The following is a 14,157-nucleotide window of genomic DNA, read 5'->3' as shown; positions in this document are numbered from 1 at the left end:
TTTTCTAGTTAATAATATTTCTCTTTTTAAGATCGTTGATCAGTATTTTGGCATACATACGAGCTGAACTACGCATGTTTGAAGATTCTGTGATTTTGGCTTGTCCTACCCATATGTTGGCAAACTCTTTTGGGGTTTTGCCCGAAAGGTCGTAGGCTTTGCTTTCGATTAGGTCGACAACACTATTGGTGTAATAGCCAGGGTCTGCCCAGCCGCCATAGTACATGTTGTAGCCGTAGTTATAATTGTAGTAATTGTACATGCCATAGCCACCATAATAACCGCCGTAGTAAGTAGATCCTTGGTGGTACTGCGTTTCTTGTGACTGATCCGCCACACTAGCCATGATGACCAGATCGAAATTTTCTTTTTTGAGTATGCGCTCGAGTTCTTCTTCTGATGAGGGTTTGTAGCTAGGGGGCATCAGTGACATGCCATGTACAGCTACATATCCTCTGGATTCAAAGGCTTTTACAATTTCTTCTTCAAAAGTCATGCGGGTGTTGAGTCGTTCAAACATGCCAATGACAATGACTTTTTTAAACTCGTGAGTTTCAAATTTCGGACTCTGCCAGGAAGTGAATTTAGGTGCGCAGGTCTGTAAAGTGAGGGTCAGTATGAGTAACGCTAAGGTTGTACTCTTGGAGGTGGTTTTCAAATAAGATCGCATGTATGGACTTGGTTGTCGAAATTGTTAGGAAACGAAAATAACAATTTGATTGGGAATACCCTACTTTTTCATGTGCTAGGGCAAATAAAAAAGGGCTGCTTTATAAAGCAGCCCTTAATTTTTGTTTTAATTCTGGCTTGTTTTTAAGCCTTGAAATCAATCTTTCTCATTCGGATAGAAAGTGGAGTTACCTCCACATACTCATCCTTGTTGATGTATTCCAAAGCCTCTTCCAGAGAGAATTTTTTAGGAGGAGCAATTTTCATGCTTGCATCCGTGCCTGATTTTCTCATGTTGGTCAATTGCTTACCCTTTTGGATATTTACCGCAAGGTCATTGGCTCTAGAGTGTTCACCAATTACCTGACCTACATACAACTCGTCTCCTGGAGAAACGAAGAATATACCTCTGTCTTGGAGTTTGTCGATGGCGTATGAAGTACCTGGTCCTGTTTCCATAGAAACTAGAGAGCCATTTAATCGCTCAGGAATATCTCCTTTGTAAGGCTCGTATCCACTGAATCTGTGCGTCATTACAGCTTCTCCAGCAGTAGCTGTCAATACCTGATTTCTCAAACCGATCAAGCCTCTAGCAGGAATGTTGAACTCCAAATGCTGCACGTCTCCTTTAGGCTCCATGATGGTTAGCTCACCTTTTCTTTTAGTTACTAGTTCAATGGCTTTTCCTGATACTTCTTCTGGCACGTCGATAACTAGGTGTTCGATAGGTTCGTTTTTCTGACCGTCGATATCCTTGTATATTACCTGTGGCTGACCTACCTGAAGCTCGTAGCCTTCTCTTCTCATCGTTTCGATCAAGACAGACAAGTGAAGTACACCGCGTCCATAGACCAAGAATTTATCTTCACTATCTGTAGGTTCTACACGTAGCGCGAGGTTCTTTTCGATTTCTTTCATCAATCGATCTCTCAGGTGTCTTGAAGTCACGAATTTTCCTTCTTTACCAAAGAAAGGAGAGTTGTTGATGGTGAAGAGCATGTTCATTGTAGGCTCATCCACACCTACTCTTTCGAGTGGTTCTGGATTGTCAAAATCGGTGATGGTATCGCCGATTTCGAAATCATCGATTCCTGTTACAGCGCAGATGTCTCCACATTCTACTTGTTGTACACTTCTTTTGCCTAAGCCTTCGAAAATGTGTAATTCTTTGATTCTAACACGTTTTACAGTGCCATCTTTCTTAGTCAAACCTAAGCTTTGACCTACTGCTATAGAGCCTTGGTGGATTCTGCCAATGGCAATCCTCCCTGTAAAAGAAGAAAAGTCTAAAGAAGTGATTTTCATTCTCAATACACCTTCTTTTGCTTCGGGTGCAGGGATGGCCTCAAGGATTGTGTCTAGAAGAGGGTTGATGCTGCCTGTGTTGTTTTTCCAATCATGGCTCATCCAGCCATTTTTAGAAGAACCATATAATGTCTGGAAATCTAGTTGCTCCTCGGTAGCTTCTAGGTTAAACATTAAGTCGAATACTTCTTCGTGTACTTCGTCTGGACGACAGTTTTCTTTATCTACTTTGTTGACTACCACGATTGGCTTCAAGCCAAGACCAAGTGCCTTGCCTAGTACAAATCGAGTTTGAGGCATAGCGCCTTCAAATGCATCTACAAGTAGAATTACGCCATCAGCCATGCTCAACACGCGCTCTACTTCACCGCCAAAATCGGCGTGACCAGGTGTGTCGATAATGTTGATTTTTGTACCCTTGTAGTTTACAGATACATTCTTTGAAAGAATGGTGATCCCACGCTCTCTTTCAAGATCATTTGAATCTAGGATCAATTCGTTATTGTCCTGCGATCTTTTGGCGTCATTTGCTTGAGCAGCATAAATGATCTTGTCAACCAAGGTCGTCTTGCCGTGGTCAACGTGTGCTATGATAGCAACGTTTCTGATTTCTGTCATCCTTCTTAAAATTAAAGCGCAAAATTACGTCTAATAAATGAGAAGAACAGGCCTTAGGCTATTAATTCATCATTAATATAGTGTAACTAGAGTTCTTCTAATTCGCTATCTGCTGATTGAGCCAAGATAGGGGCAGTTATTTTGTTCTTGAAAAGATTGGGAGTTATATTTTTTTCCTGTGTATCGATGCTTTTTGTGGGATGGGATTTGTGAGGTTTTGACTCTGTGGTGGTCGTTTTGTTTTCAGTCGAAGGGTTGCCTGCGGTTACATTCCAATAAGGATCACGCAAATCATAATATTTGTTGTTGTATTGAGTAAGCATGATTTTGACAGCATAGTTGAGCCGATTCAAGGCATCTATTTGATAGTCCTTCCGATTCATCGGATGAAAAATGAAAAATTTCACTATCGGGAATGCTTTTCTCCGAAGTTCGCCCAAGATAGAAGTGATACGTATTTCGCCAGCATCATTTTCGGCCTTTATCCGCTCTAGTGCTTCTTTGCAAAATGAAGCAAGACCTGTGAGCAAATCGAAATAGGGTAGTACATTGCCATTTTGCTCTTTTTTCACTCCTTCTACATAGTCTTCGCAAAATACTTTGAGAATATTGAGCTGAGGAATGCATAGTGCTGGTTGGGTATACACATTGGGTTGCCAGAGGATTTCACGAAAAGTGAAAATAGAAGGAAGGAGTTCGGTGTCGTAATTTTCTTCTTTTTGAAGGTTTTGAATATCCTTTGTAGTGAGTTGATCAATAGTGATGTCTCCAGCCACAAGTTCATAGATCCATTGGAGGCCTTGGTTTGCATTTTTTGGCTCGGGAGCCAATGCCATAAATTCCCAAATCTCGTTTAGATCAATTTTCATATCATCACTTTACTTCGACTAGCGTCCTCAACAAATATATCCTAAAGCAGATAAAAATTTGATTAATAAAAAATTTTGAGGCAATTCGGTTGGACTTGAACTTGGAGTTCTTCGGTTTGTAGTAGCGGTTCGCCATCTATGTGGGTTTGAGGATTGTCCGATTGTAGAGTCAGTGTGTTGAAAGTATACGACTCGCAATATTTGGATAGGTGAAGTTTCTTGTTGAAAGTTTTGATTAGCAAACCTAATGTTGCCCATAGCGGAAACGGCTTGATCACTGTGAGGTTTAGCAAGCCATCGTTAGTATGTGCTTCAGGAGCGATATACGCATTGTTTCCAAACTGAGAAGCATTAGCAAATGTGAGTAAGAAAGCCTTTGTCCTGATCGACTGTTGGTCCATGCGAATATTATAGGTGTACGGTTTGTAGGAGAGAAATGCTTTCAACGATAACCATGCATAAGACAAAAGTCCTCGTTTGCCGAAAGCATCGAAAGCATGAGCTACTGTCGCATCAAATCCAATGCCCGCTACGCACAGAAAAAGTTTGTCATTTATCAGACCTGCATCCATGTGATGAACTTTGCCTTGGTTCAACTGTAGGATCGCTTGAGTTGGCTTGGTGGGGATGGTGAAATGCCGAGCGAGGCCATTGCCTGATCCGCGAGGAAGGATAGCTAGCGAAGTAGTAGTATTTACAAGTCCTTGGGCCACCTCGTTGATGGTGCCATCTCCGCCTACCGCACATACGATGTCGATATTTTGGTTGGCTGCTTCTATGGCCAAGGTAGTAGCATCTCCTTGAGCGGAAGTGTACTTTATCTCATAATCAAACTGTTTTGAGTCTAGGTATTGCTGAATGAGAGCACTCCACTTGATGACGCGACCTGTGCCCGATATAGGATTAATGACGAATCGTATGCGTTGTTTGGTCATGCTTTAGAATGGCGTATTTTTGAACAAACCTGATTGAGATGCAATGATAAGTAGAGGGAAAATAAAACAAGGATATTTAAAATTAAATAATTCGTAATTACAATATATGTAACAACATATAAATGATTACGTTTGTGTCATCATGAGTGTAGAGATAGTAAGCAAACATCATCAAGCTCAAGGAGCATTTGATTTTGGCAGAATAAGAGAAAATAAGCCCATTGGCTTTCCTCACGAAAAGGGTGGAGTACAGTCCTTGTCCAATTTGTTTTATTGGGCGCATGCTTGGTCTGACACGGGAGGTTTGATAGATACGCACCCACATCAGGGGTTTGAAATTATGTCTTACGTGATTGGAGGGCAGTTGTCGCATTATGATACTAAGTATGATCGATGGCTGCCACTAGATACAGGTGATGCACAAGTAATCAGAGCAGGTAATGGTATTTCGCATGCAGAGAAAGTATTGCCTGGTGGGGATTTTTTTCAGATTTGGTTCGATCCAGACCTGGCCAAGGCACTTAAAAAGGAAGCCTCTTATACGGATGTCAAATCTGCTGATTTTCCTGTGAGGCAGTTGGTAAACGGTACCGCCAAGACCATCATCGGCGAAGGCTCCCCTATGCTGATTGACAGCGTAGGGATAGAAATCACCGACATTACGAACATCACGGGTATGTGGGAACTGGAATTGGATGCAGATAGGATATATAGTGTATATGTGCTTGAAGGTGAAGGTAAGTCAGCACAAGGGGCGTTAGCACCTCACGATTTTATGCTTCTCAAAGGAGAAAGTCATTTGTCAATAGATTTCACCTCTCAGGGTAGACTATTTGTGATAGGCTCACCAGCGGAGGTGCCTTATCGTACTTATGTAGAAGGGCAGCAGATTTAGGATTCGAAAAACAGTGGGCGTTTCATAACTAGTTTTATGAGACGTCTTTTTTATGATCTTTTATCAGTCAAGAATACCATTATTTTAAACTTTGATTGCCCTACCGTTCGCTAAATCGCTGATTCGTATATCTTTGCGGCTATGGCAAAAAATGACGATCAGAATCTATTGAAAAAGATCATAGCGCACTCCAAAGAGTACGGCTATGTATTCCCTTCTAGTGAAATATACGACGGCCTCAGTGCCACTTACGACTATGGTCAGTACGGTGTAGAGCTGAAGCAAAACATTCGCAACTACTGGTGGAAAGCCATGGTGCAAATGAATGAAAATATCGTGGGTATAGATGCCTCGATTTTCATGCACCCTACGACTTGGAAGGCCTCAGGTCATGTGGATGCATTCAATGATCCGATGATCGATAACAAAGATTCTAAAAAGAGATACAGAGCCGATGTATTGATCGAAGAGCATGTAGCCAAGATTGAAGCCAAGATCGATAAAGAAGTAGCCAAAGCCGAAAAGCGTTTTGGTGATGACTTCAACAAAGCAGAGTTTCTGTCTACCAATGGCAGAGTGCTCGACAATCAGAAAAAAATAGACGAGATCAACGCTCGATTCAAAAAGGACATCGAAGAAGAAAATTTCGAAGATCTTAAATTATTGATCGAGGAGTTGGGTATAGCAGATCCAGTGAGCGGGTCTAAAAACTGGACTGAGGTAAAACAGTTCAACCTCATGTTTTCGACAGAGCTTGGCGCAGTGACTGAAGGCGCCAGCAAAATCTATCTTAGACCAGAGACTGCCCAAGGGATCTTTGTCAACTACCTCAACGTGCAGAAAACTGGGCGTATGAAATTGCCATTTGGTATTGCTCAAACAGGAAAGGCCTTTAGAAATGAAATTATCGCTCGTCAGTTCATTTTTAGAATGAGAGAATTTGAGCAGATGGAAATGCAGTTTTTCATTAAGCCAGGCACAGAAATGGAATGGTATGAAAACTGGAAAAATAAGCGAATCAAATGGCATAAGTCGTTAGGATTGGGAGAGGACAATTACCGATTTCATGATCACTTGAATTTGGCGCATTATGCGAATGCGGCTTGCGACATCGAGTTCAACTTCCCGATGGGATTCAAGGAATTGGAAGGCATTCACTCTCGTACAGATTTTGACCTGAAAGCACACGAAGAGTTTAGTGGTAAAAAGTTGCAGTTTTTTGATTCTGAAGAAGAAAAATCATATGTACCATATGTAGTAGAAACATCTATCGGGTTAGACCGAATGTTTCTTGCAGTATTGTCTAGTGCATATACAGAAGAAACTTTGGAGGATGGAAGTAGCCGAGTAGTACTACGTATTCCTCCTGTGTTGGCGCCTGTGAAGGCAGCCGTATTGCCATTGATCAATAAAGATGGCTTGCCAGAAAAGGCGCGTGAAATCATGGACGAATTGAAATATTCGGTCAATGTGCAAATGGATGTGAAAGATGCAATCGGTAGAAGGTATAGACGTCAGGATGCTATTGGTACGCCTTACTGCATTACGGTAGATCACCAGACGCTAGAAGATGGTATGGTTACTATCCGTGAGCGCGATAGCATGGAACAACGCAGGGTCTCGGTGACCGAAGTGGTGTCTGAGATCGAAAACGCTGTGGATTTGAAAAAGCTATTGAGAACATTATAATCGTCCTTAAATTTTAAAAAAGCTGTTTTAAAAGCTAGCACTTCTAGTAGCTTTTGAAACAGCTTTTTTTGTTATATGCTTGATATGTCAATGTCCGTCTCATGCAAGTGTTTTGTTGTACTTGTTTTGGTACTTACCCATTCTTCTCTATCTTTTCTGAATGGATATTTTCTTTATTGTGTTGGCCGCAGCGGCACTGTTTGGGTTGGCACTTTTGGGAGCATCGTTAGGGGCTATTTTTGTGGCTTGGCGCCAGGCTAAGCGTAGTGGACTGTCGGTTTCATTCGCGGAAGCGCAAGCACTGACCAAGTTCTTCGATTTGGAAGAAGAATTTCTAAGCGCTTGTGTCCAATTCAAACAAATCGATCCGAAAGTATCTGTTGTTGATCTGGTACGGCATTGTATGGCCGATGGAGATACTCATAAACTATTGGTTCATTGGAAACAACTAAAAGCAGCTCATGTCCAAATTACGCTAAAATCACTAGTGTTGTACGACTTGGCAGGCAAGGATATGGATCAGCTTATTCTTAATTTGAATAGAGAATATGTATTGATGATCCCTGAAATCAACGAACATGGTTTAAGCGCCTATTATTATTGCAAATTCAAAATATCAGGAGATAGTTCTGGTTGGATTACACCAGATATTCAATCTTTTAAAACAACGATAAAAGAAAAAATAACACTAGCCATGCTCACAGGTGATCTTTCAGATTTTGAAGCATTGGCTCATTTCATTCAAGAAGAATATCTCAACGAAAAATTTTGGAAAAAACTGTGCCATGGTCAAATCATTGATCAACAAATCCGTATATCTAAAGGATGAAAGTTTATTGTTTGAGTGGATTGGGAGCAGATGCCAGTGTATTTGATATGCTGACTATTCAGCACCCTAAAGTCTGTGTGCAGTGGATTGCTTCTTATAAGTGGGAAAGCATGAATGCCTATGCCAAGCGACTGTGTGATCAGGTGGACACTTCAGAACCGTTTGTTCTACTAGGTGTTTCATTTGGAGGGATGTTAGCCATAGAGATGAATAAATATATTCAGCCAGAAAAGACCATTTTAGTAACCTCACTTGCAAGAAGAAGTGAACTGCCTCTTTGGATTCGATTGATTGCCCAAACACGTATAAATAAGCTAGTGCCTACATTTATGTTTGGATCAAACCCTCAATGGCTGATTTGGTACTTTAGAATCAAATCGGAATTGGGCAAAAAGATGGTGACAGCCATTGCCAAGAAGTCGGATCGGTTGTTTACCAAACTTTCGATAGACAAGGTACTTACTTGGGACAACGAATGGCTACCCGCTCAACTTGTAAGAATACAAGCCACTAAGGACTGGCTATTGCCTGCTCCCAAAGGGGTAGAAGCTATCGATGTGAACGGTGCTGGGCATTTTGCTATAGTGGAGAACACACAGCAGATTTCAGTCATTGTCGACGAAATATTGTCTAAATAAAAATCATATTTTTGTCGAATGACCGAATCTAGCTTTGCTCTTCTGCTGCAAGCAGACCCACCCGCCAATAGTTTTATGGATGTAGTAGTGATGGCATTTTTGAGTGTGGCCGTGATTGTTTTAGCAGCCATAACTGGGCGTATCAACATGGGGTTTCGAGTGCCAGGTTTTTCTCAGCCGCTATCTTCCAAAAGAAAGGAGATACTAAAAAAACACTTCCCTTTTTACAATAGCCTTTCGGCTAATAAACAAAAGCGATTTGAACAAAAAGTAAAATCTTTCATTGTGGTGAAAGAATTTATACCCAGGCAAATGCCAGGGGTTACTGAAGAGATGAAAGTGCTCATTTCGGCTTGTGCAGTGCAGCTCACTTTTGGATTTCCTAAGGTTTTCTTAAGTCATTTCAAACGGATTTTGATTTATCCTGACAATTATTATTCTACTATCAACAAGACCTATCATAAGGGGGAAGTCAACCCTCGATATAGAGCCATTGTATTGTCCTGGAAGGCTTTTGTAGAAGGGTATTTCGATCAGTCAGATGGTAGGAATGTGGGGCTGCACGAAATGGCACATGCGCTGAGATTAGAAAACCTAATCTGGAATGGAGAATATGATTTTCTAGACCCAGATCTGTTAGCGCGTTGGCAAATATTGGCGGATCAAGAGATGATTAATATTGCCCATGGGAAGAGTCGGTTGTTTCGTGAATATGCTGGTACAGACCCAGAGGAGTTTTTCTCCGTGGCGGTGGAGAATTTTTTCGAACGCCCCGAAAAATTTAAAAGTCACATGCCCAATCTCTATGCGATCTTAGTGCTACTTTTGAAGCAGGATCCGTTAAACTCTATTTGAGAATGGCTAAAAGAAAACCACATGCTGCTAGTATTAGAAATCAAGACACTGCTACGGTCAAGGATGTGATAGATGCCATGCTCAAATCTTATAACCTCACCAAGAAGTTTGACCAGACTACGCTCGTTTCTACTTGGAATAAGATCATGGGCAAGGCAGTTGCCAATCGAACAGCGAAGTTGGAGGTGCGGAACAATATTCTTATTGTGACTATGAACTCAGCACCACTCAAGCATGAACTTAACAATTCAAGATTCAAAGTGCTTCAGTTGCTAGAAGCTGAGTTTGGTAAGCCAGTGGTCAAAGATGTATTGTTTGTATAAGGTAGGGTAAACGGGCGATTCCCGTTTCTTATTAATATTTTCTTGTGCTTCACGTGAATGTTTGAACTACTTAGATTCTACAATAAAAATGTTTATATTCTGTACAGAATATAAAGTCAATGAAGCAAAAAGACTTAATAGCACAACTCGAACATACCAATGATCGACTCTGGTCTTATGATCAAAATTTGATTTGCACGTATGTGAATCATAATATGAGCCAGGATTATCTCTTGGCTTTTGGGCATTCGTTGGAAATTGGGATGCATGTTTTGTACAATGTACCAGAACCCGTTTTTTCTACTTGGGAGAAGCGCTATCGTAAGGCTTTGGCAGGAAAAAAGTACTCGCTAATAGATCATTTCCATATCAAAGGAATTGCAGAGTATGTAGAGATCACATTCAGTCCTATTATAGAAAACAATGAAGTCAGGAGTGTGGCTTGTTGTTCCAAGGATATTACACAGATCAAACGATCGGAAATCAAACTCAAACAAAGTGAGGCCAACCTAAACGCACAAATCGAAAACACCACAGATAGTATCTGGTCAGTCAACGATCGATACGAATTGGTTACGATGAATGCGGCTTTTAAAAAGGGGTTTGATCGTGTTTTTTCTAGTGACTTGCAGTTGGGAGATGTATTGATTAATTACTTGCCTGAACCGCATAAGTTGTCTTGGAAAGAGCGGTATGATAGAACCTTGGCAGGAGAAAAATTTGAAATAGTAGAGACATTCAATTTTGAGGAAACACCAGTATATACTGAGATTTCTTATAATCCTGTGCGTGTAGAAGGGCAAATTGTAGGAGTAGCCTGTTTCACGAGAGATATCACTGCGCTCAAAACTTCTGAGTTGGCACTCAAAAAGGCTTTAGAGGCCAGAGATAAATTCTTTTCTATCATCGCGCACGATTTGAGAGGACCTATTTCCAATATCAACCAATTGGCTAGGTTGCTAAAAAAGCAAAAAGGAGATATACAAGATCAAAGTAAGGCCTTGCATTTGCTGTCGGACTCTTCTGCGAGTGTGTATCGTTTGCTCGATAACTTACTCAATTGGGCACTGGCACAGAGAGGAGATATTCTTTTGGATATAGAGCAGCAGGATCTTAAGTATTTGGTTGAGGCCAGTTTAGAGCCTTACCTTATCAATGCAGAACTTAAAAAACTATATGTGAAGGTCAAGATAGAGGAGGATGTTATGGTCTTGGTAGATAAAAGGACAGTAACCAGTATCATGGCTAATTTGTTTAACAATGCCATTAAATTCACAAAAGAAGGAGGAGAAATCTGTTTTCGTGCCAGTCGGCAGGGAGATCAAGTGATTATACAGGTAAAGGATAGTGGTGTAGGGATGTCGCAGCAACAAATCGAGACGATTATGAATTCAGATGTGGTGACCTCTACCTCGGGTACTAGAAAAGAGAAAGGAACAGGTTTTGGATTGGTGCTTACTAAGGAGTTTATCAAACTAAATGGGGGAGAACTAAAAATAACAAGTGAGGAAGGCAAAGGCAGTACATTTGAGTTTACCTTCCCCAGTTGTTAATGCATTAAGCCATGGTGTGAAAGACGTTTTGAACGTCGTCATCCTCTTCTAGCTTTTCTAGTAGTTTATTTACATCTTCTTGTTGCGCTTCGGTTAGCTCTTTAGTAGTAGTAGGGATTCTTTCAAACCCAGAAGATAAAATTTCAATATTGTTTTCCTCGAAGTATTTCTGCAACGCACCAAAGTTTGCGAACCCTCCATAGACCATCATGCCATCTTCATCATCGAATACCTCTTCAGCTCCAAAGTCGATCAGTTCCAATTCGAGCTCTTCGGCATCTAGGTCTAGAGTTTCGTTATTTAAACGAAAGTTGCACTGGTGCTCAAACATGAATTCTACAGATCCTGAGGTGCCGAGGTTTCCATCGCACTTGTTGAAATAGCTTCGTACGTTGGCTACCGTACGGTTGTTGTTGTCTGTAGCTGTTTCTACCAATACAGCAATACCATGTGGGGCATAGCCTTCAAACAAAGTTTCTTTGTAGTCGCCTAGAGCCTTGTCGGTCGCTCTTTTGATGGCGCGCTCAATGTTGTCCTTAGGCATGTTGGCTGCCTTGGCATTTTGCATCACGGCACGTAGTCTGGAGTTGGTGTCTGGATCAGGTCCTCCTGCCTTTACGGCGATTACTATGTCCTTTCCAATTCTGGTGAACGTTCGGGACATGGCGCCCCAGCGTTTCAATTTCCGTGCTTTTCTAAATTCAAATGCTCTTCCCATTTTATTATTTTATTTACAGACCGCAAATATATAAAAAGGCCTTATTCGAAAACAAGGCCTTTGAGTAATCACTTTTTGTCTCCTTTACATCTCACATTCTTTGAACGTGATGCCGTGAGATTCTAATTCGCTGAGTACAGGAGCGTAGATGTCTCTATCCGTGGGGATATGGACCCCTTTAGGATTCATTTTGCCTTGTAAGATCAACTGAGCAGAGACGGCTAGCGGTAGCCCTACTGTTTTAGACATGGCGGTATGTACGGCATTTTGACCTTCTATCGCCATGTAAGACTGAATTTGCTTTAATTCTTCTCCCTCGAAGTATTCAAATTTGTGCCACATTACAATCATGTCTTTCTCATCTGGTCGGATTGTCCATTTCTTTTTTAGAATGTGTTCTAATATTTGGGCAGGAGTTCCTTTGTCTAGTCCTATCAGCTCTTCTTCAAACATGCCCAGCCATTTAAGTTTGTACATTTCCTCTGAATCCAAATCCAGCTTCAGGTAGTGAGCTAATTTCAATTCAATGGAATCATCGGGGTTGAATGAAAGAAAGGAGTTGATGAATTGTCTATGAGTCAAGTGGGCAACATCTTGTAGCTCGTAGGTGTCGTCGGTAGCTCCCAGTTGTACAAAAACGTCCCAAGCCTTGCAGTAACCAGGTTGTCTTAGGGTGCCTCTATATAGAGTTTTGATGCCCTGTAGTTTATAGGCATCTAGGTATTTGAGCGAATCACGGTTAGCGTAGCCTTCGAAGTAGCCGTATTCGGGGATATGTATCACCTCAGTTCGTCTGAATAGCTTTTGATATGGGATGTATTTGTATCTGCCTTCTTGGATAAATTTGGTATAACCTTGACCAGCAAGTACTACATTTCTAGGGTTCCACGTAAACTTGTATTTCCAAGGGTTGTCGTCATGGCTTGGTGCCAATAGCCCACCAGTAAAAGTCTCGAAGGCACGAAGTTTATGTCCTGCTTCTCGGATACGATCGAGTACTTTCATGGCCGACATGTGATCGATCCCTGGGTCAAGACCCATTTCCATAATTAGACCAGCGTTGTTTTTCCTGAATTCGTCGTTGAGTGCTTTGATTTCGTCTGTGAGGTAGGAGGCGGTCAGCATATTGATGCCATGAATAGCACAGATTTTAGCTACATGTATATGAAAAGATGCTGGCATCATAGATATCACCAAGTCAAAATCTGATTTGAGTTTTTGTTTGTGATCTTCATTGAAGATGTCGAAAATTATAGCTTCCCCTCTCGGGTTTTTATTTATTTTTTCTTTGGCGAGTGATTCGTCTAGGTCTCCCACTACTACTTGCCAGTCGTTTGTTTCTGCATGATCTAGTAGGAACTCTATCAACGTAGAAGACGATCTGCCTGCGCCAAGTACAAGTACTTTTTTCATGATAAGTGTATTGTTTTTTTTGGGTGTTTGTGTTGTTTTTAGGTTGTTGGTCGACTTTATAGAAGGGCAAATTATCCTATTTTCAGGGCTACTAACAAAACATTTGATTAAAAAAATAAGTATTAAATTGATCCTGTTGCTTTAATGTATTTAAACCTAGATTTTCTGTTATGGCTAAGAAATTGACTCTGCATATTGAAGCCGACTTGTGTGATTTTGATGAACTGAGCATAGTAGAGCAGTCGCTGGTTTTGGAGGCTCAGCAGGCTGTGACTCAGGCTTATGCGCCATACTCTAATTTTTATGTGGGAGCAGCTGTGCTATTAGCGGATGATACAGTAGTGAAGGGTAGCAATCAAGAGAATGCAGCCTACCCTTCAGGACTTTGTGCAGAGCGTGTAGCTATCTTCAGTGCAGGGGCTAATCACCCTCGTAAAGAAGTGAAAATGGTTGCTATCGCAGCTAGGCCTAAAGATGCAGCGGACTATGTAATGGCCTCTTCCTGTGGTAATTGCCGGCAGGCCATGATGGAATACGAAAGCAAACAAGACAAACCAATTCAATTGCTATTTGTCTGTCCTAGCAATGAAATATTAAAGACCACAGTAGGGGATTTATTGCCTTTTGGGTTTGACTCGAAAAGTTTGAAGGGTTGAAATATAACCTTCGAAAAGAGTAGGGCTTTTTAAGTTGGTTTTTGATAATCGAAGGCACAAAAAAAGCCTCACATTACTGTAAGGCTTTTTGGGTGAAAGACCGGACTCGAACCGGCGACCTCCTGGACCACAACCAGGCGTTCTAACCAACTGAACTACAATCACCATTTTAATCAACCCTGATGGTCGACC

Annotated in this window: 14 protein-coding genes and 1 tRNA gene; 8 read left to right on the top strand and 7 right to left on the bottom strand. The window is 41.3% G+C overall.

What is annotated here, in order from left to right; all coding sequences use genetic code 11:
- Positions 1-4: 4 nt before the first annotated feature.
- From N7E81_RS00765 to N7E81_RS00750, 4 genes are all read right to left on the bottom strand, one after another.
- The gene (locus N7E81_RS00765; RefSeq protein ID WP_263051372.1) at positions 5-670 is read right to left on the bottom strand and encodes a hypothetical protein; all 666 of its coding nucleotides are present in this window, start codon (positions 668-670) and stop codon (positions 5-7) included.
- 143 nt (positions 671-813) lie between these two features.
- On the bottom strand, positions 814-2,592 hold the full coding sequence (typA, locus tag N7E81_RS00760; protein ID WP_263051371.1) for a translational GTPase TypA: 1,779 nt from the start codon (positions 2,590-2,592) through the stop codon (positions 814-816).
- An 86-nt stretch (positions 2,593-2,678) separates the two neighbouring features.
- Positions 2,679-3,461 carry a hypothetical protein gene (locus tag N7E81_RS00755; RefSeq protein ID WP_263051370.1) on the bottom strand — a complete coding sequence of 261 codons (783 nt, stop codon included), beginning with the start codon at positions 3,459-3,461 and terminating at the stop codon, positions 2,679-2,681.
- A gap of 62 nt (positions 3,462-3,523) precedes the next feature.
- Entirely contained in the window at positions 3,524-4,396 is an 873-nt protein-coding gene (locus N7E81_RS00750) for a diacylglycerol/lipid kinase family protein (protein WP_263051369.1), read from the bottom strand.
- Positions 4,397-4,538: 142 nt separating this feature from the next.
- On the opposite strand from N7E81_RS00750, the gene N7E81_RS00745 reads away from it, so the two are divergent.
- The 7 genes from N7E81_RS00745 (at position 4,539) to N7E81_RS00715 (ending at position 11,178) form a co-directional block, all read left to right on the top strand.
- The gene (locus N7E81_RS00745) at positions 4,539-5,291 is read left to right on the top strand and encodes a pirin family protein (RefSeq protein WP_263051368.1); all 753 of its coding nucleotides are present in this window, start codon (positions 4,539-4,541) and stop codon (positions 5,289-5,291) included.
- A 141-nt stretch (positions 5,292-5,432) separates the two neighbouring features.
- Positions 5,433-6,980: a glycine--tRNA ligase gene (locus tag N7E81_RS00740; RefSeq protein ID WP_263051367.1), complete on the top strand. Its 1,548-nt coding sequence runs from the start codon at positions 5,433-5,435 to the stop codon at positions 6,978-6,980.
- A 160-nt stretch (positions 6,981-7,140) separates the two neighbouring features.
- The gene (locus tag N7E81_RS00735; protein WP_263051366.1) at positions 7,141-7,809 is read left to right on the top strand and encodes a hypothetical protein; all 669 of its coding nucleotides are present in this window, start codon (positions 7,141-7,143) and stop codon (positions 7,807-7,809) included.
- Positions 7,806-8,447, top strand: a complete 642-nt coding sequence (locus tag N7E81_RS00730; protein WP_263051365.1) for an alpha/beta hydrolase — start codon at positions 7,806-7,808, stop codon at positions 8,445-8,447. Before N7E81_RS00735 ends, N7E81_RS00730 begins: the two co-directional genes overlap by 4 nt.
- 18 nt (positions 8,448-8,465) lie before the next feature.
- Positions 8,466-9,302, top strand: coding sequence for a zinc-dependent peptidase (locus N7E81_RS00725; protein WP_263051364.1), 837 nt, complete (start codon positions 8,466-8,468; stop codon positions 9,300-9,302).
- A 2-nt stretch (positions 9,303-9,304) separates the two neighbouring features.
- Positions 9,305-9,625 carry a DUF721 domain-containing protein gene (locus N7E81_RS00720; protein WP_263051363.1) on the top strand — a complete coding sequence of 107 codons (321 nt, stop codon included), beginning with the start codon at positions 9,305-9,307 and terminating at the stop codon, positions 9,623-9,625.
- Between the two features lie 119 nt (positions 9,626-9,744).
- A complete protein-coding gene (locus N7E81_RS00715; protein WP_263051362.1) occupies positions 9,745-11,178 on the top strand; it encodes a sensor histidine kinase in 1,434 nt (477 codons plus the stop codon).
- A 4-nt stretch (positions 11,179-11,182) separates the two neighbouring features.
- On the opposite strand, the gene N7E81_RS00710 is transcribed toward N7E81_RS00715, so the two are convergent.
- Both N7E81_RS00710 and N7E81_RS00705 read right to left on the bottom strand, forming a co-directional pair.
- Positions 11,183-11,896, bottom strand: coding sequence for a YebC/PmpR family DNA-binding transcriptional regulator (locus tag N7E81_RS00710; RefSeq protein WP_263051361.1), 714 nt, complete (start codon positions 11,894-11,896; stop codon positions 11,183-11,185).
- Positions 11,897-11,980: 84 nt separating this feature from the next.
- The gene (locus N7E81_RS00705) at positions 11,981-13,309 is read right to left on the bottom strand and encodes a saccharopine dehydrogenase family protein (protein ID WP_263051360.1); all 1,329 of its coding nucleotides are present in this window, start codon (positions 13,307-13,309) and stop codon (positions 11,981-11,983) included.
- 170 nt (positions 13,310-13,479) lie between these two features.
- On the opposite strand from N7E81_RS00705, the gene cdd reads away from it, so the two are divergent.
- Complete coding sequence (cdd, locus tag N7E81_RS00700; protein ID WP_263051359.1) at positions 13,480-13,965, top strand: cytidine deaminase; 486 nt, start codon at positions 13,480-13,482, stop codon at positions 13,963-13,965.
- Between the two features lie 90 nt (positions 13,966-14,055).
- On the opposite strand, the gene N7E81_RS00695 is transcribed toward cdd, so the two are convergent.
- A tRNA-His gene (locus tag N7E81_RS00695) sits at positions 14,056-14,131 on the bottom strand.
- Positions 14,132-14,157 lie beyond the last annotated feature (26 nt).

The sequence above is a fragment of the Reichenbachiella carrageenanivorans genome, assembly GCF_025639805.1.
Taxonomy (GTDB): domain Bacteria; phylum Bacteroidota; class Bacteroidia; order Cytophagales; family Cyclobacteriaceae; genus Reichenbachiella; species Reichenbachiella carrageenanivorans.
Note: the sequence above shows the minus strand (reverse complement) of the source record. Positions and strands in the feature narration are given on the sequence as shown.